Source organism: Photobacterium sanguinicancri (genome assembly GCF_002265265.1).
GTDB classification, from domain to species: Bacteria; Pseudomonadota; Gammaproteobacteria; order Enterobacterales; family Vibrionaceae; genus Photobacterium; species Photobacterium sanguinicancri.
Map to the genome: position 1 here is coordinate 1 of NZ_NOIF01000377.1, position 994 is coordinate 994.

2 protein-coding genes are annotated in these 994 nt (G+C 37.0%); both read right to left on the reverse strand.

The features are described from left to right. Positions 1-83: 83 nt before the first annotated feature. Positions 84-608, reverse strand: a complete 525-nt coding sequence (locus ASV53_RS24125; protein ID WP_094959006.1) for a hypothetical protein — start codon at positions 606-608, stop codon at positions 84-86. 8 nt (positions 609-616) lie between these two features. Then, positions 617-979, reverse strand: coding sequence for a C39 family peptidase (locus ASV53_RS24130; RefSeq protein ID WP_094959007.1), 363 nt, complete (start codon positions 977-979; stop codon positions 617-619). Positions 980-994 lie beyond the last annotated feature (15 nt).

The following is a 994-nucleotide window of genomic DNA, read 5'->3' on the forward strand; positions in this document are numbered from 1 at the left end:
CTATTCGTCTGCAGCGTCAGATGTGTATATGAGTCAGGTATAGTACTGAGTACTATACCTTCATTTACGATTGAAAGGATTATCTAATAACTATGACTTAATATCGCGTTTTCTAAACGATTTATATTTCCTTGCTCACGTAAGAACCCTTCTACATCTGCTTCAATATTAAGCTCGGTTTGAATGCGAATATTCACACCATCTACCGTGTTTTGAATAATGTTAGCAATACTTCCATCTTGTAGGCTTAATGCTGGACTAACCGTATTTTCACCGGACCCAGAGTTATCATTTTGTACCACTTTTATGGGGTCAGTAATTTGGTCGACGCCAACTGTAGTTAGCACCCCATTATCAATGGTTAAGTTTGCAATTTGGGAAGTATAAACCTTGCTGCCATTTAATGCTGTAGAGATGGTTAACCCTATGTTTATCAATGTATTGTTGATTGATATAAAGCCACCTCTTACCGTTGCCATCTCTTGTTCACTCATGCTAACAAGATTATGCTTTTTCTCATCTAAGGATAGGAATCCGATGGAGGCATGGGCCACAAAAGCCACACCACCAATCGCAGATATTATGGATAATCGGGATAACTTTTTCATACTAGCCTCTAATAATCGTTTGCTCCTGGCAACGTAATGCTGAAGGTTGCAAGCGAATCGCGCGATACCGCCTCTGCTGTTGGCGATGCCGCATAAACACTATAATTTTCTTTTTTTATAAAACCATTTCTAGCTACATCAATATGACTTTTAACAAGTAAAACTAACCCTTTGTAATATTCTTCAAACTCTGCAATATCCATAACTACAGTACCTCTTGATGGGTCACCAAGAATAACTTGTTTAGTATTAATGCCTTTTATTACGACAAAGTGCATATATCCATCAAAGTTTATTATTGTAATTGCGGGAATACCGAGTTTCTTTATTTTTTCCAGAGGTAGCTTATAACCGTTAGCTTCTAATCCTATTTAATAGATATACTT

Bases quoted from the DNA above. Each gene is read 5' to 3' on its own strand.
- ASV53_RS24125 (WP_094959006.1), bottom strand. From the start codon at position 608: ATGAAAAAGTTATCCCGATTATCCATAATATCTGCGATTGGTGGTGTG.